This is a genomic window from Streptomyces daqingensis, assembly GCF_014645895.1.
Lineage (GTDB): Bacteria > Actinomycetota > Actinomycetes > Streptomycetales > Streptomycetaceae > Streptomyces > Streptomyces daqingensis.
The window spans coordinates 350,889-377,540 of the sequence record NZ_BMMP01000002.1; the positions used below are offsets into that span (position 1 = coordinate 350,889).

Consider the following 26,652-nt stretch of genomic DNA (forward strand, 5'->3'; position numbering starts at 1 on the left):
GTCCGGCCTCCCTCATTCCCCGCCGCGCAGGATGGAGTTGCCCTCGTGGGTCGTGGGCGGTGCTCCCGACTGCGGTGCGGCGGCGTCGAGTTCGAGCCGGCCGCTCTGCCCGTAGAAAGCCACCGGGTTGCGCCAGAGCACCTGGTCGACCTCGTCGTCGGTGAAGCCCGCGTCGAGCATGGCGTCGCCCACGGCGCGGGTCTTCAGGGGGTCGCTGCGCCCCCAGTCGGCCGCGGAGTTGACGAGCACGCGGGCCGTTCCGTGCAGGCGCAGCAGCCGCACCATGCGGTGCTCGTCCATCTTGGTGTCGGGGTAGATCGAGAAGCCGAGCCAGCAGCCCGAGGCGGCGGCCGCGTCGACGGTCGTCTCGTTGAGGTGGTCCAGCAGCACGCGTTCGGGCGGCAGCCCCGACTCGCGCAGCACGTCGAGCGTGCGGGCGAGGCCCGCGGCCTTGTCCCTGTGCGGCGTGTGGACGAGGGCCGGGAGGCCGTGCTCGGCGGCGAGTTGGAGCTGGGCGGCGAGCGCGGTGTCCTCGACCGGCGTCATCGAGTCGTAGCCGATCTCGCCCACCGCCACGACGCCGTCCTTGGCCAGGTAGCGGGGCAGCTCCTCCAGCACGGGCACGCAGCGCGGGTCGCCGGCCTCCTTGGGGTTGAGGGCGATGGTGCAGTGGTGGGCGATGCCGTGCTGGGCGGCGCGGAAGGGCTCCCAGCCCAGCAGTGAGTCGAAGTAGTCGTAGAAGGAGCCGGGCGAGGTGCGCGGCTGGCCCAGCCAGAAGGACGGCTCGACGACGGCTCGTACACCCGCCTCGTACATGGCGGTGTAGTCGTCGGTGGTCCGCGAGGTCATGTGGATGTGCGGGTCGAAGATGCGCATCAGATCTCCTCGGGCGGCTGCGGGGCGGCTTCTGCGGGGGCGGGGGTCTCCCGTGATTCGGGGGTGCGCGCAGGACCTTCGGGGGCGTGGGCGGGGGTTACGGCGATGTCCAGGACGTGGTGCAGGTCTTCGGGTACCTGGCGCCCGGCCTCGCTGCGTTCGTGTGCGAAGTCGCGGAGCATGCGCGCCAGTTCGCCGTCCCCGCGGGCACGCTCCGCCAGCCCGGCGACCGCCTGGAGCGGCACTCCGCTGAACAGGCACTTCAGTACGGCGTGCCGCCAGCCGTGCGCGTCGAGGTGCACGGCGGCGTACGGGCCGACCGCCGCGGCGACGAGACCGGTGTCGTTGGCGCGCAGCGCGTCCTCGACGAGGGGGAGGCACCCGGCCGGTGCGGCGAGCTGAAGGTGCGGCAAGGCGTTCAGTACCGCCGTGCGCTCCGCTGCGGTGCCCTGCCGGTAGAGGCGGGTGAGGGTGGCGGTGCCCGCCCGTGCGGCGTGCAGCAGCAGCACGCGGACGTCGCCGGCCGCGTGGCGTCCGCAGTGCCGTCCGGCCGAGGCGAAATGGCGCTCCCACGCGGCCGTTCCGGTGTCGGCGGACGTGGCGGCTCCGGGGTCCGCGGACACGGGCTCTCCCGCGGGCGATGCGGACACCGCCGCGGACGCCGCCGCGTCGGCCAGCGCCCGGCGCAGCCAATCCGCCCGGGCTTCGTCGAGCCGCGCCTCGACACGTGCCCGGACCTCCTCGGGCGGCAGCGGGGCGGGACTGACGGGACGCCGCTCGGCGGGGCCGTCGTCTCCGGATCGCGGAAGGGCCGGTTCGGCGGGGTTCAGCATGGGGGCGATCCCTCCTCGGGGAGACCGGACTGCCTGCGGGCGGCCTTCTCCGCCTCTTCGAGGAAGCGCAGCGAGTCGCGGGCGCGGTCGGGACCGGCGTGCGAGTCCCGGGGCAGCTCCACGGTGACGAGCCCGGCGTATCCGCTCTCGTGGAGCGCGGCCAGCACCGGCGGCACGTCCATCTCCCCCTCACCGAACGGGAGATGCTCGTGAACGCCGCGCCGCATGTCCTCGATCTGCACGTGCCGCAGCCATGGCGCGGCCGAACGGACGCACTCCGGCGGGGACTCGTCCTCCAGGCAGAGGCAGTGCCCGAGGTCGAGGGTGAGTCCGAGGCCGTCGGGCTCGCCGAGGGTCGTACGCAGCCGATGGAACGCCCCCAAGTCGCCCAGCAGGTGGCCCGGTTCGGGTTCGACGGCGAGCGGCACCCCGGTCGCGTCGGCGGCGCTGAGCAGCGCGCTGACCCCGTCGGCGAAGCGCGGCCACGCGGTGTGCGGATCGGCGCCCTCGGGCAGGACGCCGCTGAAGAAGTGCGTGGCGTGCGCGCCCAGATCGGCTGCGACGCGTACGGCCTTCAGCAGCAACTCCAGCCGTGCGCCGCGGTTCTCGGGGTCCGGGTCGAGCAGGGTGGGGCCGTGCTTCCGGCGGGGGTCGAGCACGTAGCGGGCGCCTGTCTCGACGGTGACGGACAGGCCGTACCGGTCGAGTGCCCGTGCCACGGCGGCGGTCCGGCGCGGCAGGTCGCGGGCGAGCGGATCCAGGTGCATGTGGTCGAGGGTCAGGCCGACGCCGTCGTATCCGAGGTCGGCGAGCAGCGCCAAGGCGTCATCGAGCCGCAGGTCGGCGAGTCCGTTGGTGCCGTAGGCGTAGCGCAGCCGTGTGGAGCCGCTCATGTGGGGCTGACCTTCCGTGAGAGCCGCCCGGCCAGGGGCAGCAGGGCCATCAGCGCGGCGGCGGTGCCGGGGCGGGCGGCGCGGGCCGCGAGAGCCGCCTGGAGCGGGATCGTGGCCCTGATGCCGCCGCCGACCGCGCGCTGCAGCAGCTGCGGCGAGGGGTTCAGCGCGGCGTGTGCGAAGGGCCTGGCGGCAGCGGTGCCGTAGGCGGCGGCGAAGACAGCCGGCACACGGCCGGTGCGCCCCGTGGCGGTAGCCACCGCTGTCGTCGCGCCGAGCGCCGCCAGCGGTACCGCGGCGGGCGCGCCGAGCGTCTCGTGGCGGGACACGGCCGTCACCGCGTACGTGTGCGCGCCGAGCAGTGCGGCGCTGCCCGCGACCGCCCCGCGCCGCCGCGCGCCTTCCGCGGGGCAGGCGCCGTGCGTCGCCACTGCTCCCAGCACCAGGTCGAGGGCGCGGGCGGCCGCCATCCCGGCCGGGCCGAACGGGGTGTGCTTCAGCCGCATGTCGTACGCCCAGACCGTGCCCGCGAGCGCTGTCGCCGTCAGCAGCGCCGGGCGGCCCGCCGCCGCCGCGAGCCGCAGCCCCGCTGCCGTCAGCACCACGGAGGCGGCCAGCGCGGCGGCGGGGGCGATCCGGCCGGAGGGCAGCGGCCTGCCGGGCCGTTCGACTGCGTCGGTCTCCCGGTCGGAATAGTCGTTGAGGGTCATGCCCGCCTCGTACAGGCACAGGGACGCGCCCATGGCCGCCAGCGTCCCCCGGTTGGCCCGCTGCCCGCATGCCGCTGCACCGGCGAGTGCGTCGCCCGGAACGCTGAACACGGCGGACACACGCAGCAGTTGCGCCCAGTCCGCGGCGCGGCCGAACGGCCGCCCGCTCCTCATGCGCCCGCCCGGAGGCGGCCGGCGAGCCCGAGCAGCGCTCGCCACTGCTCGGGCAGGGCGCTCGGACCGCTGTCGGGGTCCTTGAAGTAGAAGCCGAGTCCGTCGACGGGGCCGCTCGTCCCCGTCTCGTGCGCGCGGGCGAGGAGGCGGACGAGGTCGAGGACGAGCGGCGCGGCGAGTGCCGAGTCGCAGCCCTGCCAGATCGTCTGGAGCACCATGCGGGAACCGAGGAAGCCGTCGAAGGCGACGTGGTCCCAGGCGGTCTTCCAGTCGCCGAGGGCGGGGACGTCGTCGATGTGCAGTTGACCTTCAGGGAGTCGGCCGAGGCTGTCGGCGAGGACACGTTCCTTGCCGGAGTTCTTCGCCGCGGCGGCGCCGGGGTCGGCGAGGGCGGCGCCGTCGCCCCCTCCGAGGAGGTTGGTGCCCGACCACGCGCGTACGGGCAGGGCCCGCTGCGCGAACATGGGGGCCAGCACCGAACGCAGCAGCGTCTGCCCCGTCTTGCCGTCGCGGCCCGCGTACGGCAGGCCCGACGCGCGCGCCTCCTCCGCGAGCGCCGGGTGGTGAAGTCCCGTGGACGGCGTGAAGTTGACGTACGGGCAGCCCGCCCGCAGAGCGGCCGCCGCGTAGCGGGAGCTGGGCGGCAGCGCCGCCTCGTCCGCCGCAGGAGCCCCCTCGGTGGAGGCGACGTTGACGACCACGGTGCGGGCGAGGCCGTTGGCCCGGCTGAAGGCGGAGATGTCGGCGGCGAGGGAGGCGATGGCCTCGTCCTCCTCGCGCGGATCCTCCGAGGTCGCCGGGGTGCCGGGACGTATGCAGGCGTCCGCCGCGCCGAGTTCGGCGTGCAGGGCGGCCGGGAGGCCGTGCGGCAGCACGCCGGCCGCGACGAGTTGCTCGGCGCGCTTCGGCAGCGGGCAGGACGCGGTGTCGTGGCCGCCGAAGACGAGACGCTCCAGCGGCGGGAGGCCGCAGTCGCTGAAGGCGCCGGTCTCGGTGACCATGCCGGTGGGCGGATGCATCCCGGCCGCGACGGCGGCGCATCCGGCGATGGCGGTGGTGGCGACGGAACCGCGGGCACCGACGAGCCATACGCCGGTGCGGGCGCCGTCGGGAGCGGAAGCGTGCTGCTCGGGTCGCTCTGTGGTCACGGCCTGCCTCCGTGGTGAGGGGGTGAGGGGGACTTCTGCCGAGGGTTCGAGTCGATGGGCCGGCGGCGTGCCGGCGTGTCCGGACGGCGGGAGCCGGGCGACGGGTCGTCGGGGCGGCCGGGCGCCGCGGCGCTGCCGGAGGGGCGGGAGTCGCGAGCGAGGGGGCAACGTTGTCGGTGGGCGGCGGGAAGGAGTCGGCGTTCTCCTCCCCGCCGCCTGCCCGGTGCCCACGGCCCCCCTCGGGCCGCGGGACGCCGGGCGGGCGAGCCGCTGGCTGCGGCTCGTCGTCCGGCGTGCGCCGGACGGGTCTCCACGTGCGTCGGGCCGTGCGTCACGGACCCGGGGCGCCGCCTCCTCCCTCACCGGGCCCGGCCGGGGCCGGCTTCTTCAACCGCACGTCGCGGAAGGCCACTTCGTCCTCGTCGCCGTGGTTCTGCAGGCCGATGTGGCCGTCCGTGAGGCTGCGGACGGGGTCGGTGTTGGTGAAGTCGTTGATCCGGACGCCGTTGAGCCAGACCTGGAGGCGTTCGCCCTCGACGCGGATCTCGTACGTGTTCCACTCCCCCGGCGGGTTCAGCGCCCGGTCGCGCGCTTCGAGGTCCGCCGACTGGAAGCCGTAGACGGAACCGGTCGTCTTCTCCGGCACGTCGGTGGCGTCGATCTGGATCTCGTAGCCCTGGTCGACGGCCGTCCACGGGTCGTCCGACGCGGGGAAGCCGACGAAGACCCCGGAGTTGTCGTCGCCGGACATCCGCCAGTCGAACTTCAGGGAGTAGCCGCCGACTTGCTCCGTCCCGTACCACAGCAGGCCCATGCCGCCGACCGTGGTGAGAGTGCCGTCCTCGGCCTGTTCGAAGTGGCCGGGCCCGGCCTGCTTCCAGCCCTCCAGCCCCGTCCCGCTGTCGTAGAGAGCGGTGTAGCCGTTCTCGGGGCGGCAGTCGGCCTGCGCGGCACCCGATGCCCAGCGGATCCCGCCGAGCAGATGCGTCCGGAAGGCCTCGTCGGCGTAGGACTCCTTGGTGTGCCCGTTGCCCGTGTAGAAGGACCTGCCGCCCTCGTACTCCCGGCACCAGGAGATGGGGTGGTCCTCGCCCATGTTGCCGCCGAGGTAGGAGCTTTCGTCGAGCGCGGCGAGCACGCGGACGTTCTCCCGGGGATTGGAGCGGTAGTTGTACCACTCGTCCGTGCGCTTCCATTCCTCGTCGAGATGCGACGTGGCGGGATGCGCGCGGTCCTGGACTTCGACGGTGGCCGGCTGGATCAGCGGATGGGAGTCGAACCAGGCCCCCACCAGCCCGCCGTACCAGGGCCAGTCGTACTCGGTGTCGGCCGCGGCGTGCACCCCGGCGTAGCCGCCTCCCTTCTCTATGTACCCCTCCAGCGCGGCCTGTTGACCGTCGTCGAGCACGTCGCCGGTCGTCGAGAGGAAGACCACCGCGTCGTACTCGGCGAGCTTCTCCGGAGTGAAGACGGCGGCGTCCTCCGTCGCGTCGACGGTGAAGCCGTTCTCCGCGCCCAGCTCCTGGATGGCGGCGATGCCGTCGGGGATCGAGTCGTGCCGGAACCCCGCCGTCTTGGAGAAGACCAGGACGTGTTCGCCGTCGCGTGAGTGGCCGGATGGTTCCGCCGCGGCGGAGCCCGGCACGGCGACGGCCAGGGTCAGCAGCATCGCGGACGCCGCGATGAGCGCCGACCTGCCCGCCCGGCGGGCGCGCCGGCCCGTTGCGGGCACGCCCCGCCGGTTCCGCGGCTCTCCCGTGACCCTGTCTGCGGTACGTCTCATCTGCCCTCCTCCCCTCATTCCGTCTTCACCGTGAAGCTGTCCACGTCGAAGAGGTCGCCGAGGCCGCCGGTGAACACCAGGTACAGCTCGCCGCTGCCTTCCGGTGCGTTCCCGACGGGCGCGGTCACGTCGCTCCAGCCGTCGCCGGCCGCCACGTCGGCCTTGCCGAGCAGGGTGCCGTCCGGCGCTCCCGCACGTACCTCGACGGTGCCGCCGCCGAGACCGGCCGCCTTGACCCGTGCCGTCAACTCCGTGACGTCCTCGGTCACATAGGGCTTGAAGACGATCCACTGGCCGTTGTCGACGCCCGTCACCGCCTTGCCTCCCTCGGCGTCCTCGGCTTCGGAGACCGTGACTCCGTCGGCGGAGTCGGTGAAGTGCTCGGCCTGCCGGTGCTCGGGCTGCAGGATGCTCTGCGCGTGGCCGGTCGGCGGGTCCTGTCCGCCCCCGCCGCCGTCGGTGTACTCGGCGTCGAAGACCCCGAAGATGTCGGCATTCGGGTCGTGTTCGCCGTCAGCCGGGGTCTTGAGGGTGCCCTTGCAGCCCTTGGCCGAGGTGATGGGGTGCCCGTGGCTGTCGTGGCCGAGGATGTAACTGACCTCCACCTTCGAGCAGTCGATCTCCCCGTCCTCCGGGTCGGTCACCTTCACCTCGAAGGGCACCTCGTCGCCGAAGCCGAACGGCTGCCCGTCGGCGGGAAGTTGCATCTCCACCTTCGGAGCGGTGTTGCCGACCGTCACGATGACGCTGGCACTGCCGGTGCGCCCGCCCGGATCTGAAGCGGTGACGGTGGCCGAGTACGTGCCGTTCTCGGTGTAGGTGTGCGTGGGGTTCGCCTCGTCCGAGGTGCCTCCGTCGCCGAAGTCCCAGCTGTAGCTGATCTCGTCGCCGTCGGCGTCGCTGCTGCCCTCGGAGGAGAAGGCCACTTCGAGCGGAGCCTGCCCGCTGGTCTTGTCCGACTTCGCCTCGGCTATCGGGCTGTGGCCGTCCGTCGCGTTCTCGATGCGGTACACGGCGGAGTTCGCGTCACCGTTGAAGTAGCCGGTGCCGTAGTCGAGTACGTAGAGAGCGCCGTCCGGCCCGAACTCCATGTCCATCACCTGGGTCCCGTCCCAGGGGAAGGAGTCGATGGACGTCACGCCGCCGTTCTCGTCCTGCTCGACGCGCTTGATCCAGCGGCGGCCGAACTCGCCGGCGAAGAAGTCCCCGTCGTACTCCTGGGGGAACTTCACGTCGGAGTCGAGGTCTTCGTCGTAGCGGTAGACGGGCCCGCCCATCGGCGATTCGGAACCGTCGCCGAACTCCGGGACGGACGCGCCGTCGTAGGGAATCCACGCGGCCTGCGCCGGGGGCAGGTCGGTAAGACCTGTGTTGTGCGGCGAGTCGTTCTTCGGTGCGGCGCAGTCGAACTTCTCCCCGGACTCCTCGCTGCCGAAGTCGTAGTCCGTATAGGCGTCGTTGTCACCCGTGCAGTACGGCCACCCGTAGTTTCCCGCCTCGGTCACGCGCGCGAACTCGACCTGCCCGGCGGGACCGCGAGCCGGATCGGCGGTACCGGCGTCGGGACCGTAGTCCCCGACGTAGACCGTGCCGGTCGGCTTGTCGACGGTCATGCGGAACGGGTTGCGGAAGCCCATCGCGTAGATCTCCGGACGGGTCTTCTCCGTTCCCGGCTCGAAGAGGTTGCCCTCCGGGACGCTGTACGAGCCGTCCTCCTCGACCTTGATCCGGAGGATCTTCCCGCGGAGGTCGTTGGTGTTGCCGGAGCTGCGCTGCGCGTCGAACGCCGGGTTGCGGTCGGCCCGTTCGTCGATGGGCGTGAAGCCGTCCGACTGGAACGGGTTGGTGTCGTCGCCGGTGGACAGCAGCAGGTTGCCGTCCGCGTCGAAGGCGATGTCGCCGCCGACGTGGCAGCACAGTCCGCGGTCGGCGGCCACCTCGAGGATCGTCTTCTCGGAGTCCATGTCGAGGGTGCCGTCTTCCGAAAGCACGAACCAGGACAGGCGGTTGACGCCCTCGAAGGGCTTCCAGTCGTCCGGGTTGCCCGTCTCGGGGGCATCGCCTTCGGGGGTGTTCATGGGCGGCGCGTAGTAGAGGTAGACGAAACGGTTCTCCGTGAAGTCCGGGTCCACCCCGACGCCTTGGAGACCTTCCTCGTCATGGCCGTAGACGGGCAACTCGCCGGCGACCTTCGTGGCGCCGCCCGCGTCCGTCAGGCGCAGGGTGCCCTCGCGGGCGGTGTGCAGCACGCCGCCGTCCGGGAGCACGGCGAGCGTCATGGGCTCACCGGTCTCGGCGACCCCCTTGGCGAGCGTGACCTGCTGGAAGTCGGCGGCGGCCGGCTCGACGGCGGGGGCCGCGGCCTGGCTCGGTGGTGCGCCGCCGATACTCAGGGCACCGCCGAGGAGCAGCACCGAGAGGAGCACGGCGGTACGGGAGCGGATGGCGGCACGGAGCCGGCGGCGGGCGTATCTGGTCGATGCGGAACGTGACTTGGCTGGAGAGCGGGTGATCCTGTGCACGCGACTCCTCCTGAGAGGGAGAAACGGTGGTGGACGCAGGTGTCGTAGACCGTCGTGTTCGCACAGGCGCGCGCCGTCGCGCCGACTTGATCGCCGGTGTGGGGCCCGGGATCACCGGATTGCTGGAGGTACGAGTTGCGACGTACCGGTCGTGAGGAGATCGAGGGGAAAACGGCTCATGTCCGGTACACCACAAGGACGTTAGCCATCTTCGTCCCGTTCGGAAACCCCTTTGGCAGAGGTCAAGTCAGCTTCTTCCACCATGTGGACAAAGTGTGAGCGTGAGTGTGCACGATGAGAGCCGCCCCGAGTCACCGTGCGCCCGGAAGGCAAGCCCCCTCCGCGCCAAGGTTGATCCCTACCCGGCCACGCATGCGACTGCACCCGGCGGCGACGCCCGGGGCGTGAACCCTCATACAGCCAGGACGAGTTGAGCAGCGCGCTCTGCGTTTCGGAGGGGCCCGAACGCCTGACTGCGAGGGTTCTTCCTCAGCTCGCCGACCCGTACTCGGAATCCGCGTACGAGCGGAAGTGGTGGACAGAACCTGTAACACACCGTGACCATGCGTGAGTTCAGAGTATCCGGGGGCGAGCACACAAGGGGACGGCCGACATGGCGGACGGGATGGACGGGAGCCCGGGCACCGGTACCGAAGCAGCTGGCGGAACGCCGAGCGGCGGCTGCCCTGGCAGCGGCGCGGAACCGGAGTCCTCAGACAGCCTGAAGGCGTTCGGGGAAGTCCTGAAAGCCTTCCGGAAGCGTGCGGGCCTGACACAGGAGGAGTTCGCCCCGCTGGTGCGCTACTCGCAGCCGACCGTCGGATCGATCGAGCAGGGGCGGCGTTTCCCGCAACCAGAATTCGTCGAACGCGCCGAGGAAGTGCTCGACGCCTTCGGAGCGCTGCGCGGCGCCGCCCGGCACCTCTCACGGCAACCGGGCCTCGCGAGCTGGTTCCGCCAGTGGGCCCGCCTGGAGGCGGAGGCGATCACGCTCAACACGTACGAATGCCGCCTCGTCCCGGGCCTGTTGCAGACGGAGACGTACGCCCGGACGCTGTTCGTCAATCAGCTCCCGCCCCTGGACGACGCGCAGATCGAAGCCCAGTGGGAGGCGCGGGCAGAGCGCAAGCGGCTCCTCACCGAACGCCCCAACACGGCGTACAGCTTCATCCTTGAGGAACACCTCTTCCTGCGCCGCATGGGTGGGACGGACGTGACGCGGGGGCTGATCGACCACGTCCTGGCGGTGGCGGAGCAACGGAACGTCGAGATCCAGCTCATGCCGGTGGTGAGGGAGAGCCACGCGGGGCTGGATGGTCCTATCTGCCTGCTGGAGACGCCGCAGCACAAATGGTTCGGCTACTGCGAAGGCCAGGAGAGCGGCCAGTTCGTCGCTGATTCGCGCGTGGTGAGCATGCATCAGATGAGGTATGCCAGGATGCGGTCACAGGCTCTCTCCCTCGAAGACTCCCGGAGCCTGCTGCGGCGGATGCGAGGAGCGCTATGAGCACCACTGAACTTGCCTGGTTCAAAAGCAGCTACAGCAGTAGTGGCGACGGCGACTGTGTCGAGATCGCACTCTCCTGGCAGAAGTCAAGCCACAGCGGCGGTTCGGGGGACGATTGCGTCGAGGTCGCCACCTGCCCCGATGCCGTCCACGTCCGTGACTCCAAGAACGCGCAGGGCCCTCAGCTCGCCCTCTCCCCCGCCGCGTGGAGCAGCTTCATCTCGTACGCGTCCGGGAGTTGAGCCGCCGGGTTGATCCACCGGCTGACGCATCGTTCGGCTGCGGCGTACGTCATGGCCGGTGTGCGGCCCGTGCGAACAGTCCCTCCGGGTCGTACGCGGCGCGAATGCGTTCCAGCCGCTCCTCGTGAGGACCGTAGACAGCGCCCTGCAACTCGCTCGCGTCCTCTCCGAGTCCGGCGAAGTTGACGTAAGTGCCGCCGCTCGAGAACGGCTTCATCGCGTCCCACGCCGAACGCGCCCAGCCGATCGCTTCGTCGTCCATCGCCGGGTCGCGCCAGCCGGCGTCGATGCTCACGTTGTAGCGCGCGGACCGGTGCGCGAACGCGCTCTCGTCGCTGCCGACGCGTCCCACGGCGCCGCCCAGCGTACGGATCACGGTCAGGCTCTCAGGGGTTGGCCGCCGGGCGTCCCACTCCACCAGCGTCCGGATCGCCTCGTCGGTCAGCTCGTCCATGAAGTGCGACTTCATGAAGTAGCGCTCCCCGTCAGGGAACCGCCAGGTGTTCGCGCTCTGCAGCGTCACGTACGGCATCGTCCCGCTCAAGTCCATGAGCGGCTCGGCCAGTTCACGCAGCGGCGCCACCGCCGCTGCCGCCTCCGCGCCCGGCGGGCCGGCGTACACGCCGCCGACCAGGACGCACTTCGCCCGCTGCAGCTCCTCCGGAATCGCCGGGTCGGCGGGCACGCTCCACAACAGGATCTCCGGGGTGACCGTCTCCGGTGCCGTGAGCGTCACGTCCCGCCATGCCCGTACGACCGCCTCGGCGTTCTCGTACGGGTAGAGGACCAGCGCACCGGTCACCTCCGGGCCCAGCGGCTGCAGATCGAACTCGAACGACGTGACGACTCCGACGCCGCGACCACCACCCCGAACCGCCCAGAACAGGTCGGGCTCCCGCTCCCGGCTCGCCGTGTGCACGGTGCCGTCCGCGGTGACGATCTCGACCGAGCGGAGGTTGTCGCAGCTCAGACCGTACGCACGCATCAGAAATCCGAGACCGCCGCCGAGGGTGAGGCCCGCGATGCCCGTCGCCGAGATCTCTCCGCCCGGCGTGAACAGCCCGTGCAACTGGGTCTCACGGTCCAGCTCGCCCCACGTCACGCCCGGCTGGGCACGCGCCGTCCGGGCTACGGGGTCGACATGGATGCCCTTCATCGCGGACAGGTCGATCACCAGTCCATCGTCGCAGACCCCGCTGCCCGCCACCTGGTGCCCGCCACCGCGGATGCTGACGACGGGACGATGCTTACGGGCGACCTCGACCGCCTCGACCACGTCCGCGGTGCCGGAGCACCGGGCTATGACCGCCGGCCGACGGTCGATCAGACCGTTCCACACCGTGCGGGCCTCGTCGTAGCCGGGATGCCCGCGATCGATCACTTCACCTTCGAACGAGGCGCGCAGCTGATCGGCGATGGCCTGCTCCGCTGGGGATGTCGCTGTAACCGTCTGCTGATCCGACATCGGCGTCACCTCCCGGTGCGCACTGCTGCTGCCGCTGTCGCTTCTTCCACGGTAAGCCCGCTGCGCTCGCTGCCCCACGGAGGGAACCAGACCGGCCACAGCTCAAGATCACGGACTTCGAGATCAACGTAGGGGGATACCTGAGCGCCTGCCCGCTTCCGGGGGGTGCTCGGGGATGCCGGACAGACAGGATCGCGGTCGCAACGGCGAGGGAACTGGGACAGGCGTGAGGGGCGTCAGGTCGAGATATGGAGAAGTCCGGAGAGCGTGAGGGTCAGGTCGCCGCAGCCAGCGGCTGCCTGTTGACATTCGCCGCGGCATGGAGCGGCTGCATCGTGTGGTTCTACTCCGCGGGCCCGGGATGGCGCGGAGATTTCGAAGGTCAGCGCGACTGGAGCCTCATCTACATCGAGCTGCCGTGCATGCTCGTCGGGTTCCCCCTGATCACCCTTCTGACGTGGTCGCGGGCGCGTGCGGCACTGCGCGACCGTGCAGGGCGCGCCATGCGAAACGTCGTGTCGGGCGTGATCGTGGTTCTGACGCTGGTGGTACTGGCCTCGGTCAGCCACATGTGGCTGACTCACCGCATCGACAGCCTGACCTGGCTGCAACAGGGGGAATGAGAAGGGTTCGCTGTCAGACAGGCATGCCCCTTCCCACCTCTGCGATCCGCTGCCTCCAGAACTTTCCGGGATCTCGCGTGAACTCGGCCAGAGGGTGCTTCGCACGCAGCAGCATCACGAGGCTCACTGCCAGAAAGCCTTCCATCAGAGCCCGTAAGGCCCCGTTATTGGACCTTTCGTATTCGCTCATACGACGGGATAAGAACGAGGCGAATCGCCAGCCATCGATCTGCAGCTCGTCGTCCGCGACCCGCCCTACTCCCGGATCCTCCTTGAAGACCTCTGCCAGAAGGCTCGCTTCCGCTACGAAAAGCCTGACCCCAGTGTTCGCCGGGTTCCACACGTCCACTTGATCGATGGTCACGAAGCAGCTCATCAGCAACACCTGCCAGTGGGATAGCCCGTGCTTGCCCGGCGCTGGGCGCGATCTACAACTGCGCTCCCAGGTCGAGCTGATACCAGCTGCCTTGCTTGCCGCTGAGATCGTCCGGTCCGGCTGGGCCGACCTTCACGAACCCGGCCTTCCTCAGCACCCTCCGCGACGCGGCATTCTCGTGCGCAGAGGCCGCCCGCAGTACGCGCAGCCCGTGCTCCGACGCCGCCAGCCAGCACAGCTCACGAAGCGTCGCGGTCGCCAGGCCACGGCCGGCGGCCTGCTGAGCCACCCGGTAGCCGACGTCCGCGGCCCGATCCTCCAGGTCGTACAGGTTGAACCTGCCGAGTACCGAGCCGTCCTCCGCGACAAGGACGTAGAACGCGCAGACGCCGGCTTCCTGCTCGGCCAGCAAAGCGTCGTACCGTTCCGCGAAACGGTCGAAGTAGTCGTCGCCGCGATCCGGGACGGAGGCCGCGAAGTAGGCGCGGTTCGCCAACTCGAAGGCCAGGACCGCCGGGGCATGGTCAGCACTCAGTCGTCTCAGCTCGGGCACCCGCCGACCCTATCCAGACGGCACTGTGAGCTCATCCGGGTTTCCGTACGTCGATAGGCCGTAGCGGGATGAAGCCTTCTGCCAAGTCAGGATTGCGAAGCCCTCGACACTCCGATCGACCACACTTCGCTAAGAAGCGGATCCGCCCAAGCCACGGCCACGATGTCGACCCGGACGCCGCCTCCGCTTTCCACTATGCATGCAGAGCCTTCGTTCTCAGCGCGGTTCCCCCAACTCGACAGCCAGCACCGCTGGAGAGTATGAACAGCACTCACTCGTATCAGCTGGCACTCACCGACCTCTATCCCCACCATCACTCCGAGCTCATCCGACTTCAGTGGAGCTCTCGACCTTGTCCACGCTCGCCGCGAACTCGCTGCCGAAGTGCCACCAGTGGTTCAGCCTACGATTGGGGGTCGGCAAGAAGCTCACGCAGAGATCGCCCCGTCCCGAGTTCTCTTGCAGTCTTCGCGCAAGCGGAACCGTATTCGACGCCGAATACGCGCTCTGATTCCTAGAAACATGACTAGATCAGGAGCACATATGTTTGACATCAGTCCGTGGTGGGTCTACGCACGATAAATCCGACCTCTGGTCCGTCACCGATATCGATGATTGAGACTTCGAATTCTTTTTCCGGGAAGGCATTCTCCAGAGAGGCGCGCCAGAAGAACACGATATCCTGAGCAAGCGAGTTCATCGCCACCTCGTCTTCTTGACTGTCGACGTCGATGAACTGCCAGAGTCGAACTCTGTTCAAAACTGACTCGATCGCCGTTGGATTGCCATTTACCTGGTCATGCCAGAGTTGAAAGTTCTCCGGGTGATAGGCACGATCCCAGAGCACGCACCCTGAAACCTCGATAAATTTCGGCCGAAAGAGTCGAGCGAGGGCCAACCAATCAGGAAGCGTCAACCTGGAAGAGGCCCAATCGAGGTAGTCAAGGTTTCCGGTGAAACTACGCGCCCAAGCCTCAATTTCTGAGTGCACTGGCTCCACTGTTATCACGTTCCGGTATTGGAATTTCGTCTGGCCTCGCTGGTCGCGTCTCACCCCATCTCGGGAATGATTGGCCAGTCTTGGGGTTCACATCCTCCACGATCTCCACGACGTGAGGGGCAGGGATACCGTTGTGCGGCGCAGAGTTGGGATCCACGTCGACGCGCTTCAGTGTCTGACCTGCAGCGTCATATACAGCGTAAGCTGTAACGGTACCGTCGTCCTTTCGTCGCACGAGAACCTCATTGGGGTTCGCCGTCCTTGGAAATCTTCCGCTGTGCGGAGTCGCATTTGTGAGGTCTAGCCCACACCCCGACAGTCCCAGCGGGTCTGCCCATGTGTGCGGGTTGTGGACGTAGGTGACCGGGCTGGGGGACAGGTCGAGGCCCAGGGGGTCCTGGGATAGGTAGCGGGCCGTGGTCGGGTGGTAGTGGCGGTGGAAGTTGTAGTGCAGGCCCGTCTCCGGGTCCGCGTACTGGCCGGGGAAGCGCAGCGGCGTGTACGCCGTCGCATCCACGTTCCACGTCGTCGTCCCCCACAACGTGCTGCGCGTACGCCACGCGATCCCGCCGCTCTCGTCCAGCAGCTCCGTCGGCGCACCCACCAGGTGGCATACCGCCTGACCAGAGGATGGCCCACGGAGCGGGTTGTATCCGTGCCCGCACGTGGCCAAATTGGGGGCAGGGACGGAACCCAAGGGGGCACTGGAGAAATAGCGGGCGCCCCCAGAGGTCATCTTCGTAGAATCCTGCCGGCACCTTCCTACGGGGCAGTCGCTCGGAGTACCTCTGTCGACCGGGAGGAGCCAGCCCAGGCTGAAAGCCTGACCGACAAGGGAGCCAACTCGCTGGCTTCAGGCTAGGAACCGGTCGTCGACCTAGACCACCACGCCGTTTACCAGCCTCGGGGCGTCTGCGTCGGGTTCTTGCCAGCGATCCGTCACCATGCTCAGAGAAGACACGATCAAAGTACTGATGCATGACAGCTCGGTTCCGACCCTGTTGTACTGTCCCAAATGACCGTCAGTACCGTGTGGCCGGGAGACCGCGGCGGCATCAATTTTTGTTCGCGTTCGACGTCGCTTCCCCACTAGGGAATTTCGCGTCTTCCAGGCGATGCCGCCGTTCCGCCAACAGCTGCGCAGCAATTTGCTACCTTCGTCAAAACTAGCCGGAGTCAGCACCGACAGAGGAAGTCATGTGATCTTTTCTCGTGGCCCGGCCCCCGGTACAGAAAAATATACGCACCAAGTTGATCCCAATTCTTCGGCCAGGCGGTGGGCGATATCCCGTCCACGCTCAACAAAGTCACTCTCCTCGCGTGGCGTAGAAAACCCCGAGGCCAGAGGGTCTTCCGGCACATAAGTGGCCTCATATTCTGCTCCCCACTTTTGCACTTCATCGACGAGTGCCGCATCAATGGGAAGATGACAGGCAGGAATGTTTTCTACGCCTGATTGCGTGGAGAGCCACAACGGATCGCACTCGTACTCGGGTGCCAATCGCACAACCTTGACCATACACTCCCCTGATCGAGACTTTTCAGGTTTGCTCCTACCACGAACCCATTACTGCCTGTCGTAACCGCCACACGTCGTGTTGCCCCATTGAATGCAATCTCGTATATTGGCCGCGCCCGTGGTCCAGTTCCCTGATGACCAACGACTTTGCCCTCAGTGCGGGCCCTCATGATGAGGTCAGGCACTTGATCACGAGATATTCCTTTCCCCTCGAACTCGCTACCGTGCTCATTTAGCACAGGTTGGAGCCCGGCCTTCGGGTTTCCCTGCTCGAGAAAGACCACTTTTCCGTCGCGATCGAAACCTGCAGCAACAAGCTGCTCTCTCGAATTTGGTTCCATCACGCTCCATCTGTTCGACAGCTTTGGGATTAACTTTACAACCCGCCAGTCCCAGCGGGTCTGCCCATGTGTGCGGGTTGTGGACGTAGGTGACCGGGTTGGGGGCCGGGTCGAGGCCCAGGGGGTCCTGGGAAAGGTAGCGGGCCGTAGTGGGGTCGTAGTGGCGGTGGAAGTTGTAGTGCAGGCCCGTCTCCGGGTCCGCGTACTGGCCGGGGAACCGCAGCGGCGTGTACGCCGTCGCATCCGCGTTCCACGCCGTCGTCCCCCACAACGTGCTGCGTGTGCGCCAGGCAATGCCGCCGCCCTCGTCCAGCAGCTCCGTCGGCGCACCCACCAGATCCGTGGCGATCGCGAAGAACCGCGAATCGATCTCCGCCTCTGGGCTCTCGGCTCCCCCTGGCCAGAGCAGCGAAAGAAGCGAAGTCCAATCCTGGACCGTTGCCCTTTCTCATACTCAAAAAGATGCTGAACCGATTGACGACGCCAGAATAGACCACGCGATAGTGCACCCTCGGCCCTCTCGATCACAGGGGACGGTGAAGTGTGATCCTCACCTACCGCCGTGGGAACTCTGGAAAAATGGAACAAGCAGGTTCATCCTTGAGGGATAGGTTGTTTGTTCATTCTTCCCCTTCCCAAACGATTACCCAATTTGCCTCTGCGAAGTACTGTTCCAAAGAACAGTAGTCTTCAACCCAGTCATCGCCTCCGTCGGTCTTGAAGGCATCGTCTGCCGCCACATGGACTAAATAACTGGGTGGATCGTCCGGAAGCTCTTGGACCTTCACAAACTTCCCTTGATCATCCCCTGATTCAATTTTACCCACCATTCCGATCCTGATCACGCTGATCCCAACCCGTATTTTAGTCCGTCAACGGAACATGATTGTTGACGCGCGGCTTCTTATCACCTGCGTGTTAAAAAATCTCAAAGTGAACGTGCGGGACATCGGGCCAATGATTTCCTGCGATGGAGCCCTGGTCCATGCGGAATTGCCGAAGTCCATCTGCACTACGAAAGACGCCGCGGTTCTGTCCAAGTTCCCTGTATCCCTCTCCGAGGAAATCCTTTCCGGCCGTCATCGCCTCGTCAGAGGTCATCGGATACTTGCTGACGATACTTCCTTTACCATTTCTCGTCTCAGAAACGGCCGGAGGCTCACACCCCGCCAGTCCCAGTGGGTCCGCCCATGTGTGCGGGTTGTGGACGTAGGTGACCGGGCTGGGGGACGGGTCGAGGCCCAGGGGGTCCTGGGATAGGTAGCGGGCCGTGGTCGGGTGGTAGTGGCGGTGGAAGTTGTAGTGCAGGCCCGTCTCCGGGTCCGCGTACTGGCCGGGGAAGCGCAGCGGCGTGTACGCCGTCGCATCCGCGTTCCACGTCGTCGTCCCCCACAACGTGCTGCGCGTACGCCACGCGATGCCACCGCTCTCGTCCAGCAACTCCGTCGGCGCACCCACCAGGTCCGTGGCGATCGCGAGAAGCGCGAGTCGATCTCCGCCTGCGTCGTCTCATCCGTGATCCGCTCAGCTGCGACAACGGACGCAGCTACTTGCTTTCTAGTGTTCAAGTGGTCTACGCCTCCCAAGGCTGATAGCACATCAAGTCGAACACAACTCTGGGGACATAGTCAGACTTCGCTTGCCTCCGATTCGCCACCCCGCAATCAGTGGACTGGAGCACAACTCATGAGTAGTCAGATGCAGTGAACGAAGTGAGGTTGAATTCCTCGAAGACGGGGATCAAACGATTCAAGTACCACCCGAAGTCGCAAAACCGCTGACTCCCAAAAAGCAATTTCCGATTGATCGTCACCATGAAGGATGCAGTCTTATGCCCGGGATGGAACAACAGATCGCCTCCAGTGAAGCGATCATCTAGAAAGACGGCGAGGCCGAAACTAAAATCGGCACTTTCCGTATCGGCAATGGCAAGAACCCTTTCCAACTCTAGAGCCGGAACGCTTTGCCAATCGAACATCTCTTCTTTGTCGATCACATAGGTGACCCGTCCATCACGAAGGAACGACGCCCCATGACTCATGAGTCGATGTACTACAGCCGAGACTTCCAGTTTCTCTTCGAAGCTGAAATCGATGTCAGACGACCTAGCCATAGTCAGCACCTTTCCACTAGTCCATCGGTTCGATTCGCCACGGGATTCCTTTTTTGTCAAGCCATTGAGTAACCCTATCTGGGATCCTTCGCTCAGAAATGACTATGTATTCAACGCCCTTACTAGCAGCAATCTGCTGCTTCTGTCCTTCCGTGGAGAAGAATTTCCCTTGCGCCTTTTGATTTCCTTCCAATCTGTCCCAGAAGCCGCCAGATTTTGCTTCGTACCAGGTGCCGCGTCCTGTTACTTCGTCAACAAACGCCCCGTCAAATTCTCGCCCCATTTCGGAGAAACTCCCACCGCCGCCGAGTTTATCGTGGAGGTGATGTTCGTACCTCTCGCCACGCAATTGCGCCGAGCGCCCGCCGCTGCTTCCGCTCGAACGACTTGGGCAGTCGTCCGGCGCTAGGCCTAGACAATCAGTCTCGAAATGCGGGTTGTGGACGTAGGTGACCGGGTTGGGGGACGGGTCGAGGCCCAGGGGGTCCTGGGAAAGGTAGCGGGCCGTGGTGGGGTCGTAGTGGCGGTGGAAGTTGTAGTGCAGGCCCGTCTCCGGGTCCGCGTACTGGCCGGGGAAGCGCAGCGGCGTGTACGCCGTCGCGTCCGCGTTCCACGTCGTCGTCCCCCACAACGTGCTGCGCGTACGCCACGCGATCCCGCCGCTCTCGTCCAGGAGCTCCGTCGGCGCGCCCACAAGGTCCGTGGCGATCGCGAAGAAGCGGGAGTCGATCTCCGCCTGCGTCGTCTCGTCCGTGATCCGCTCGGTCTGCGTCAACGGACGCAACCCGTCGTGATCCCACGTCAACGTCACGGGATCCGGCAGGTTCGGAGCCGTCGTCGTCTGCTCGATCAGCGTCGGCCCGTCCCAGGTGAAGTCCACCTGCTCCAGCACCCGTTGACCGTCCTCGCCGAGCCGCTGCTTGGCGATCCGACGCCCCAGCGGGTCGTACAGATACCGCCACCGCACCCCGTCCGGCGTGGTCACCGACGTCAAATGGTCCTCGCCGTCCCACACGTAGCGCCACGTGTCCGGCTTCTTCGACAGCCGCGACTTCTGACGCAGCACCGCGCGGCCCGCGTCGTCGTACTCGTAGCGGACCGACCCGGCCGTCAGCAGCTTCGTGCCGCTGTAGCTGCGTTCGCCGCGGGCGTCCGAACCGGCGTGCCGGGCAGGCCAGTCGGCCGAGGTCTGGTTGCCGGCCTCGTCGTACGCGTACGTCTCCGACCAGTTCTCCGCCCGTACCGCCGTGACGCGCCCCGCCCTGTCCAGGTCGTAGAGCTGCGTGCCGTTCAGCTGGTCCTCGACGCCGACGAGATGGCTGTCCGCGCGGTAGCGGTACGTGCGGCGCTGCACCGTGCCCGCAACCGGGCCGGCGATCGTCTGGGACGCGAGGCGTCCCGCCGGGTCCCAGAGGCTGGTGAACGTCAGGCCGGAGTCGCCGAAGCTGCGGCTGGTCTCGCGTCCGGACTCGTCGTGGTCGAAGGTGAGCGTGTGGCCGTTCGTGGTGAGTGAGGTGCGGTTGCCGGCCGCGTCGTACGTGTACTCGGTGACGGTTCCGGCGGGTGTGACGCGGCGGGTGCGGCGGCCGAGCGCGTCGTAATCGTGGGTGAGGACACGGCCGTTGACGGCCTCGTCCTTGACGCGTCCGAGCTTGTCCCGCCGGCAGAGCAGGTCGACGCCCGGTCCGTGGGCGGATATGAGGCGTCCGGCGGCGTCGTAGGAGTAATCCGTCGCGTCGCCGTCGGCGTTCTTCCTGGTGACGCGGCCCATGGCGTCGCGGGAGAAGCTGATCGTCTGGCCCGCCGGGTTGGTGCGGAAGGCGAGTCCGCCGCCGGCGTCGTGACCGTACTGCATGGTGCGGTCGTCGAAGTCGGTCTCGGATATCAGGCGTCCGGCGGGATCGTAGGTGTAACTCCAGGTCAGTCCCTGGGGGTTGGCGACCTGGACGAGCCGCAGCTCCGTGTCGTAGGCGAAGGTGTGGCGGACTCCGTCGGGACCAGTCTGGGCCGTGCGCAGGTCGAAGTGCGTGTACTCGTACCGGGTTTCGCCGCCGGCCGGGTCCGTGTGGGTGAGGCAGTTGCCTTCGCCGTCGTAGGTCCAGGTGTGCACCTCGCCGCCGGGGTCGACGCGGCGCACGAGCCGCCCCTCCGGCGTCCACTCCAGCCGGGTCACGGCACCCGCCGGGTCGGTGACGGTGACGGGACGCCCGAAGGCGTCGCGGACGTACGTCGTGGCCCCGCCGCCGGGGCCTCCCATTCCGGAGGCCGTTGGCGGGGCGGCGATCTGGAGGGGAAGCCCCGCCCTGTCGCAGCGGACGGTGCTGGTCGCGCCCAACGGATCGGTCACGGAGGCGAGATGGCCGCGCGCGTCGTAGCCGTACGCCGTGGTGGAGCCCGCCGGGTCGGTGACGGCGGTGAGGAGGCCCCGCTCGTCGCGGGCGAAGCGCCACTCGGCGCCGTCCGCGTCGGTCCTGCGGACAGGACGGCCGTGCTCGTCGTACTCGACGGTGATCACGCCGCCGTCCGGCAGCACGGCGCGCAGCGGGCGTCCCACGCCGTCGTAGGTGTAGCGGACGGTGCCGCCGTTGGGGTCGGTGACGGTGAGCGGGCGGTGCTGGGCATCGTAAGTGGTGTGCGTGCTCCCGCCGTTGGCGTCGGTCTCCGCGGCGATCCGCAGCTTGCCGTCGACCAGGTAGTGCTTGGTGTGGCCGAGGGAGTCGGTGACGCGGGTGGTGGTGTGCCCGGGCGTCTCGGACGGCAGCCCGTACTCGAACGTCGTGCGGAGATGGCCGGCCTCGCCCGTGTGGAAGACGCAGCGGTCGTCGTCGTCATAGGTGTAGGAGAACGAGCGGTCGTTGCTGTCGGTCCAGGAGACGATGCGGCCCCGCTCGTCCACGCCGTAGCGCAGCGTCGCTCCGGTGGAGTCGGAGACCGACGTCAGGTGGCCCGCCTCGTCGTAGCCGTAGGACTTGAGCTGCTGGTCCGTTCCGTCCGGCGCCCCTCCCGCCAGGGACAGGGCACGGATCCGTCCGCCCTGGCACTGGAACTTCAGCTCGTAGCCGCCGGAGTGGGTGACGGAATGCGGCGCGCCGGTCTCGTCGTCCCACTCGAACGACGCCCAGCCGCCGGTCTCTTCGCCGAGCGCGGCGATGCGTGCGACGCCGTCACCGCCGGGTGCGGCGCCTTCCGGGGCGGCGAAGGTACGCGTCACGCCACTGACCGGATCGGTGAGGGTGTACGAGCCGTCGACGCGGCGGTCCAGTGGCCAGGGCAGGCCCTCCTCGGGGAGGACGGGAACGCCCGGCGCGGGGTGCGGGTAGGGGCGGGCGCTGCCGTCGGCGGAGACATAGACGACGCCTTCCGCGTCCACCTCCAGCCGCTCGTCGAGAGTCGAGGCCCAGGCGGGACCGAACCAGCCGCCGAGGCGGTACGCGGACTCGAAGGTGCGGGTGAGGGCCAGCGGGAAGGAACCGGGCAGCGCGGCGTCGGTCTCCTGGAGGACCATGCGCCCCGTGGCCATGTCCACCGGCTCGTTGCGCAGGACCTTGCAGTTGAACTGGCGGCGCAGATCGCTCAGCCGCTCCTTGAGCGTCTTCCGCGCGCCCTGCTCCGCGCCCTCCTTGATGCCGTGTTTCAGGGCGCCCTTGAGTCCGCCTTTCGCGGCTCCGCCCGCGCCCTTGCCGCCGGCGAGGTCGACGAGGAGCTTCCCGGCGGCCTCCCCGGGGTCGCGCCAGTTCTGGTTCTTGACCATTCCGACGAGGCGTTCGGGGTGGGCGGCGGTGGAGGCCAGGCCGGTGAGGACACCGTTCATGTTCTGCACGTACTGGCCGGGGTGGGTCATGTTGTACGGGTCCATCGGATTCAGCATCCGGGCCAGGCCCGCCATCTCGCTGACGCCCTTCAGCGCACCGCCCGCGATGTGCATGCCGTTCAGTGCCATGCCCTCGAACATGTCCCGGCCGGCCATCTTCACGGTCTCCCAGGCGCCGGGCAGCTCCGGGGCCTGCTCCACCAGTCCGCGCATGGCGTCCTTCGCGCGGCGCGCGGCGTCGTCGCGCTGGCTGCGCGCCTCGCGGACCATGTGCTGGGCGCGGTCCAGCCCGGCCTTGCCGGGGTCCTCGAACGGGGGCGGCTTCGGCCCGGGGTCCTGACCGGACTCGTTCTTGCGGTTCCAGGCGTCGGCCTTCGCGTTGTAGTCGTCGACTGCCTTGTCCGAGGCGGCTTTCGACTTCTTGTACAGGGCGACGGCCTCCTTGGCCTCCCCCTGGGCCCACTCCACGGTGGACGCGTACTGGACGATCTGCTTCCCGGCGGACTCGCAGGCGTCCGCCGCCTTGATCCAGAACTTCGGCTGCGGCTCGAACTCGGACCGGAAGGCCTCGCCCGCCTCGCCCTCCCAGCCGTGCACGTCGAGGCGCTTCAGGCCGGTGCCGAGCTTGTCGAAGGCCTTGTAGAAGTCCCGCAGATGCTCGGCCCGTTCGGTCAGCTTCCCCACGTCGCCGTGGATGATCTCCTTCGGGTCCTCCGTCTCGCCGAGCTGCCTCTCGGCGACGTCGGCGCCGAGCTTGTCCGCCGTCCACTCCCCCGCGTCGCGTACGCCCTCCGCGGCGCCCTCGAGGCCGATCTCGTCGAGGCCGTCGGCGGCCTTGCCGCCGGCCCACTCGACGCCGTCGCCGACCTTCTCCAGGCCGCTCTTCACCGCGCCGAGCGGGTTGTCGAACGCCTCCCCCAGTCCCACCGTCAGTTCCCCCCGTCGCCCCTGCCGTTCCCCTGGCCGCTCTGCCCCTGCTCGGGCGGCGGCCCGTCCCACTGCCAGTCCGAGTCGTCCCAGCGGTCCGGACCGGCCACGTCCTGCCACGGCGAGTCGGCGAAGTCGTCACCGACCTGGCCCCACTGGCCGCCCATCTCGCCCAGATCCGGCATGGAGGTGTCGAACTCCGGTGCGCGGGGCTTCACATCGCCCCACACCTCGCCCCAGGACTTCTCCCCCGCGTTCTCGCCCTCCGCGAGGCCTTGCTGCGGGTTGTACGAACTGGACGTGACGACAGCCTCCTTGAGGGTGTCGTTCACGTACTGCTCCTGCTCGTGGTACAGCCCCGCGGACAGGCCGAGCCGCTCCGCGATGTCGTTCAGGTCCTGCATCTTGCCGTTGATGGCCATACCCCACCGGCCGCAGAACTGCCCGAAGACGGAGGCGAGTTCGCCGTTGCCCATCTCCATGCCCGACATCTGCAGGAACTGGAAGCCCTGCCCCTGCTGCGCGTTGATCGAGAAGAAGCCGGTGTCCTCCAGCTCCGCCGTCGCCGCCTTCAGGCCCTGCTGGACGAGCTTCGCCGCCTGCGGGTCGAACTTGTAGCCGCCGCTCATTCCGCTGCCCCCTCCGGCTCCCCGTCCACGGCCGCCTCGTCGGGCACGATCCCCTTCACCGGTGGCAGCAGGAACGCCCCCTCGCTGCCCACGTCGACCGCGACGCCGCACGGCACGCCGACCTCGGCCAGGGTCTCGTCCAGCAGGCGGGCCCCGTAGACCTGCCGGAACTCCCATTCCCCGCCTTCGCCACGGGCCCGCGCGAAGGCCGTCAGCGTGTCCGGGCCCGTGAACGCGTAGATCCACCGCAGACCGCCCTGGTCGCCGGTGAGGACGCCGCCGTACCGGATCGGCACGAGCAGCAGGGATCTGCGGAACTCCCCCAGCGTGGCGGCCACGTGCTCCCGTGCCGCGTCGACGTCCGTGAAGTCCTCCGTCAGCATGACACCCCCGGTCGTTCGATGGTGCGGGCGTCGGGGACGGGGACGCCCCCTGCGGCACGTGCGTGCCGAGTGCCCGTTTCCACAGCGGCCGTCGAGGCACGGGCAGGCGTCGGCGGCAGACCCGCGCGATGTTCGAACTCCCCACCGCGGCCGCTGTTTCGGGCATGCCCGTGCGGCCGTCCGCGGATGCTGCCGCTTCCCCCGGCATCCGGTACAACTCCCCGTCCCCCGACGTCTCTACGCTGCTCCTCACCGTACACGCGGGGTACGACGCCGCCCGGTGGCGGAGACCGGATGAGGCGGTGATCACGTCCAGGAGCCGAACGCGGTGCGTCGGCACCGCTGTCGAGGTCGCCGCGCAGCCGCGCCGGGCGATGAGCACGCCCGGCCCGACCTTTCCGGGCACAGGATGGCGGGCGGGGAGGGGTGCGGACTTCCTAGCGTGAGTGGACGTAAGGGAAGGAGACCGCGGTGCTGGAAGGGCTGAACGAGGCCATGGAGCACATCGAGGAGCGGCTGTGCCGGTCCATCGACGTCGCGGCACTCGCGCGCGCCGCCGCGACGTCGGAGTACCACTTCCGCCGGCTGTTCTCGGCGCTCGCCGGCATGCCGCTCTCGGAGTACATCCGCCGGAGGCGGATGACGGTGGCGGGTGCCGAGGTGCTGGCCGGCGAGATGACGCTGCTGGACGTGGCGACGCGCTACGGCTACAGCTCCGGCGAGGCCTTCGCCCGCGCGTTCCGCGCCGTGCACGGCGTGGGGCCGGGTGAGGCGCGGCGGACGGGAGCCGCGCTGCGGTCCCAGCCGCGGATGTCCTTCCGCCTCGTCGTCGAAGGGAGTACCGGCATGCGGTACAGGATCGTGGAGAAGGACCGCTTCCGTGTGGTCGGCAGGAAGGCCCGGGTGCCACTCGTGCACGAGGGAGCGAATCCGGCGATCGCCGAGTTCGTGCGGAGCATCGACGAGGGGACGCTGCGGCGGCTCTCCGGGATGTCCGACCAGGAGCCGGAGGGCATCGTCGGGGTGAGCGACCAGCTCGACCCGGGACGCGCGGAGGGCACCGAACTCGACTACTACCACGCCGTGTTGACGAGCGCTGAGGGTGAAGTGCCGCCGGACCTGGACGTGCTCGACGTCCCGGCGGGCACATGGGCCGTCTTCGGGAGCTCCGGTCCCTTCCCGCAGACCCTGCAGCATCTGTGGCGGGACGTGTTCACGCAGTGGTTCCCCTCCAACCCGTACCGAAGCAGGCCCGGGCCGGAGATCCTGCGCGTCGGCCTGTCCGGGGACGGGGAGCACGCCGACGCCGACCTGTGGATTCCGGTCGAGCGCGCCGAGCGCTCCGGGCCTTCCGCCTGAGCGGGGCGCGCGTCCGTCCGGGGAAGTGCCGAACACGCCCCCGTGCGCGTCGGCTTGACGGTGCCCGCGGCGCTCCCGTCCTCCTCGCAGGTGACGGGGGCGCCGCGCGCTGCCGTCCGAACGTCCGCGAGTCGGCGTCCGGCGTGGTGGGATGCCGTCCATGACGAACAACCGCGTGCTGTACCTCCTCGGCTCCGCCGCTCCGCCCGTGCTCGGCATCGCGGACGTGGTCCGCCGCGCCCAGGAAGGCGGCTGGGACGTGTGCGTCGGCCTGACGGAGACCGCGGCGGTGTGGCTCGCCGAGGAGCTGCCCGCCCTGGAGGCGCTGACCGGGCGTCCCGTGCGCAGCAGGGTGCGGGGGCCCCGGGACACGGAGGTGTGGCCGCGTGCGGACGTCGCGGTCGTCGCGCCGGCGACCTTGAACACCGTCAACGTCGCCGCGCTGGGGCTCACTCCGCATTTCGTCGGCGGCTACGTGGCCGAAGCCCTGGGGAAGCGCTGGCCGTTGGCGGTGATGCCGTGCGTCAACAGCGCCTACGCCACGCATCCGCAGTTCGGGCGCAGCATCGGGACGCTGCGCGAGGCGGGGGTGCGGGTGCTGTACGGCGAGGGCGGGTTCGAGCCGCTGCCGCCGGGCCGGGCCGACCCGGCCGACTACCCGTGGCACCTCGCGCTGGAGGCCGCGGCTGCGATGGCGTGACCGGGAGCGGGGCAACGCAGCGGTATGGCGGGACGGTTCAGCAACGCGGCGGTACCGCCCCTGAGTTGACAGGTTCCCCGGCCGGCGTTCAGGCCTGCCGCGGCGGTGCCGTCCTCCCCCGCCTGGACGCCGGACCGGCTCGCGGCGGGCCCGTGCCGCCGTGAG

22 protein-coding genes and 3 pseudogenes are annotated in these 26,652 nt (G+C 68.6%); 5 read left to right on the plus strand and 20 right to left on the minus strand.

Annotated elements, in window-relative coordinates; translation table 11 throughout:
• Positions 1-12: 12 nt before the first annotated feature.
• The 7 genes from IEY56_RS03940 to IEY56_RS03970 form a co-directional block, all read right to left on the minus strand.
• On the minus strand, positions 13-876 hold the full coding sequence (locus IEY56_RS03940) for a TatD family hydrolase (protein ID WP_189035630.1): 864 nt from the start codon (positions 874-876) through the stop codon (positions 13-15).
• On the minus strand, positions 876-1,709 hold the full coding sequence (locus IEY56_RS03945; RefSeq protein ID WP_189035631.1) for an EboA domain-containing protein: 834 nt from the start codon (positions 1,707-1,709) through the stop codon (positions 876-878). The genes IEY56_RS03940 and IEY56_RS03945 overlap by 1 nt, the downstream gene beginning before the upstream one ends.
• Positions 1,703-2,602 carry a sugar phosphate isomerase/epimerase family protein gene (locus IEY56_RS03950; RefSeq protein WP_189035632.1) on the minus strand — a complete coding sequence of 300 codons (900 nt, stop codon included), beginning with the start codon at positions 2,600-2,602 and terminating at the stop codon, positions 1,703-1,705. The genes IEY56_RS03945 and IEY56_RS03950 overlap by 7 nt, the downstream gene beginning before the upstream one ends.
• Positions 2,599-3,486, minus strand: coding sequence for an SCO3242 family prenyltransferase (locus IEY56_RS03955; protein ID WP_189035633.1), 888 nt, complete (start codon positions 3,484-3,486; stop codon positions 2,599-2,601). The genes IEY56_RS03950 and IEY56_RS03955 overlap by 4 nt, the downstream gene beginning before the upstream one ends.
• Positions 3,483-4,634: an inositol-3-phosphate synthase gene (locus tag IEY56_RS03960; RefSeq protein ID WP_189035634.1), complete on the minus strand. Its 1,152-nt coding sequence runs from the start codon at positions 4,632-4,634 to the stop codon at positions 3,483-3,485. Before IEY56_RS03960 ends, IEY56_RS03955 begins: the two co-directional genes overlap by 4 nt.
• Positions 4,635-4,965: 331 nt before the next feature.
• The gene (locus IEY56_RS03965; protein ID WP_229711612.1) at positions 4,966-6,303 is read right to left on the minus strand and encodes a ThuA domain-containing protein; all 1,338 of its coding nucleotides are present in this window, start codon (positions 6,301-6,303) and stop codon (positions 4,966-4,968) included.
• Positions 6,304-6,431: 128 nt separating this feature from the next.
• On the minus strand, positions 6,432-8,939 hold the full coding sequence (locus IEY56_RS03970) for a PQQ-dependent sugar dehydrogenase (RefSeq protein WP_189035636.1): 2,508 nt from the start codon (positions 8,937-8,939) through the stop codon (positions 6,432-6,434).
• A 613-nt stretch (positions 8,940-9,552) separates the two neighbouring features.
• On the opposite strand from IEY56_RS03970, the gene IEY56_RS03975 reads away from it, so the two are divergent.
• Positions 9,553-10,446 (plus strand): helix-turn-helix domain-containing protein, encoded by an 894-nt coding sequence (locus IEY56_RS03975; RefSeq protein ID WP_229711587.1) that lies wholly within the window; start codon positions 9,553-9,555, stop codon positions 10,444-10,446.
• Complete coding sequence (locus IEY56_RS03980) at positions 10,443-10,688, plus strand: DUF397 domain-containing protein (RefSeq protein WP_189035637.1); 246 nt, start codon at positions 10,443-10,445, stop codon at positions 10,686-10,688. Before IEY56_RS03975 ends, IEY56_RS03980 begins: the two co-directional genes overlap by 4 nt.
• 49 nt (positions 10,689-10,737) lie before the next feature.
• Here IEY56_RS03980 and IEY56_RS03985 read toward each other — a convergent pair whose 3' ends face one another.
• Positions 10,738-12,153: an FAD-binding oxidoreductase gene (locus IEY56_RS03985; RefSeq protein WP_189035638.1), complete on the minus strand. Its 1,416-nt coding sequence runs from the start codon at positions 12,151-12,153 to the stop codon at positions 10,738-10,740.
• Positions 12,154-12,401: 248 nt separating this feature from the next.
• Between IEY56_RS03985 and IEY56_RS03990 the strand changes: the two genes are divergently transcribed.
• On the plus strand, positions 12,402-12,776 hold the full coding sequence (locus IEY56_RS03990; RefSeq protein WP_189035639.1) for a hypothetical protein: 375 nt from the start codon (positions 12,402-12,404) through the stop codon (positions 12,774-12,776).
• A 13-nt stretch (positions 12,777-12,789) separates the two neighbouring features.
• Here IEY56_RS03990 and IEY56_RS03995 read toward each other — a convergent pair whose 3' ends face one another.
• The 12 genes and pseudogenes from IEY56_RS03995 to IEY56_RS04050 form a co-directional block, all read right to left on the minus strand.
• A complete protein-coding gene (locus tag IEY56_RS03995) occupies positions 12,790-13,140 on the minus strand; it encodes a DUF6086 family protein (protein WP_189035640.1) in 351 nt (116 codons plus the stop codon).
• Positions 13,141-13,204: 64 nt separating this feature from the next.
• Positions 13,205-13,705: a GNAT family N-acetyltransferase gene (locus tag IEY56_RS04000; RefSeq protein ID WP_189035641.1), complete on the minus strand. Its 501-nt coding sequence runs from the start codon at positions 13,703-13,705 to the stop codon at positions 13,205-13,207.
• 553 nt (positions 13,706-14,258) lie between these two features.
• Positions 14,259-14,705, minus strand: coding sequence for a hypothetical protein (locus tag IEY56_RS04005; RefSeq protein ID WP_189035869.1), 447 nt, complete (start codon positions 14,703-14,705; stop codon positions 14,259-14,261).
• A pseudogene (locus tag IEY56_RS04010) lies at positions 14,680-15,321 on the minus strand (RHS repeat-associated core domain-containing protein); the annotation flags it as partial. The pseudogene IEY56_RS04010 and the gene IEY56_RS04005, both read right to left, overlap by 26 nt.
• Before the next feature lie 579 nt (positions 15,322-15,900).
• Positions 15,901-16,212 carry an immunity protein CdiI family protein gene (locus IEY56_RS04015; RefSeq protein ID WP_189035643.1) on the minus strand — a complete coding sequence of 104 codons (312 nt, stop codon included), beginning with the start codon at positions 16,210-16,212 and terminating at the stop codon, positions 15,901-15,903.
• Between the two features lie 389 nt (positions 16,213-16,601).
• Positions 16,602-16,944 (minus strand): annotated as a pseudogene (locus IEY56_RS04020) (RHS repeat-associated core domain-containing protein); the annotation flags it as partial.
• A gap of 241 nt (positions 16,945-17,185) precedes the next feature.
• The gene (locus tag IEY56_RS04025) at positions 17,186-17,410 is read right to left on the minus strand and encodes a hypothetical protein (protein ID WP_229711588.1); all 225 of its coding nucleotides are present in this window, start codon (positions 17,408-17,410) and stop codon (positions 17,186-17,188) included.
• Positions 17,411-17,633: 223 nt separating this feature from the next.
• Positions 17,634-18,041: pseudogene (locus tag IEY56_RS28250) on the minus strand (RHS repeat-associated core domain-containing protein); the annotation flags it as partial.
• Between the two features lie 208 nt (positions 18,042-18,249).
• A complete protein-coding gene (locus IEY56_RS04035) occupies positions 18,250-18,678 on the minus strand; it encodes a hypothetical protein (RefSeq protein WP_189035644.1) in 429 nt (142 codons plus the stop codon).
• Positions 18,679-18,694: 16 nt separating this feature from the next.
• Positions 18,695-23,416, minus strand: coding sequence for a putative T7SS-secreted protein (locus tag IEY56_RS04040; protein ID WP_229711589.1), 4,722 nt, complete (start codon positions 23,414-23,416; stop codon positions 18,695-18,697).
• A gap of 2 nt (positions 23,417-23,418) precedes the next feature.
• Positions 23,419-24,045 carry a hypothetical protein gene (locus tag IEY56_RS04045; RefSeq protein WP_189035645.1) on the minus strand — a complete coding sequence of 209 codons (627 nt, stop codon included), beginning with the start codon at positions 24,043-24,045 and terminating at the stop codon, positions 23,419-23,421.
• Complete coding sequence (locus IEY56_RS04050) at positions 24,042-24,428, minus strand: SseB family protein (protein ID WP_189035646.1); 387 nt, start codon at positions 24,426-24,428, stop codon at positions 24,042-24,044. Before IEY56_RS04050 ends, IEY56_RS04045 begins: the two co-directional genes overlap by 4 nt.
• A gap of 471 nt (positions 24,429-24,899) precedes the next feature.
• Here IEY56_RS04050 and IEY56_RS04055 point away from each other — a divergent pair, with 471 nt between their 5' ends.
• Positions 24,900-25,787 carry an AraC family transcriptional regulator gene (locus IEY56_RS04055; protein ID WP_189035647.1) on the plus strand — a complete coding sequence of 296 codons (888 nt, stop codon included), beginning with the start codon at positions 24,900-24,902 and terminating at the stop codon, positions 25,785-25,787.
• A gap of 160 nt (positions 25,788-25,947) precedes the next feature.
• The gene (locus IEY56_RS04060) at positions 25,948-26,487 is read left to right on the plus strand and encodes a flavoprotein (protein ID WP_189035648.1); all 540 of its coding nucleotides are present in this window, start codon (positions 25,948-25,950) and stop codon (positions 26,485-26,487) included.
• Positions 26,488-26,652: the final 165 nt, after the last annotated feature.